General features: G+C 60.7%; 1 protein-coding gene. It reads left to right on the forward strand.

The features are described 5' to 3' along the window. Window positions 1-333: conjugal transfer protein TraW (gene traW, locus E0D98_RS26255; protein WP_165941088.1), on the forward strand; the 333-nt coding region annotated here is incomplete at both ends.

The following is a 333-nucleotide window of genomic DNA, read 5'->3' on the forward strand; positions in this document are numbered from 1 at the left end:
CCGTAGTGGCCAGCCAGCCTGTCACCACACAAATCATGCCGGAGCTGGCCGCCATTCAGGGCGTGATGGCAGAGATGGTCCGTATGCAGACAGCCACCGGCACAGCCATCAACCAGAGTTCAGAGAAGCTAGCCTCTGTCATCGCACAGGATGGGCAGGCCACCCGTCAGCAGATGATATTCAGTAATGAAACCCGCCGGCTTGAGGAAGCCCGGAAGAGCTTCAGCGTGCCGGACTCCATCTGCAGTGAATCCGCCTCCGGAGTTGCAGCTGAAAGTCGCCGTGCAGCAGCGTCTGCGGCTGCACGTCTGAGTCAGGGAGGAGGCGTCAGCA

It is taken from the genome of Escherichia sp. KCJ4928 (assembly GCF_004352695.1).
Classification (GTDB): Bacteria; Pseudomonadota; Gammaproteobacteria; order Enterobacterales; family Enterobacteriaceae; genus ECMA0423.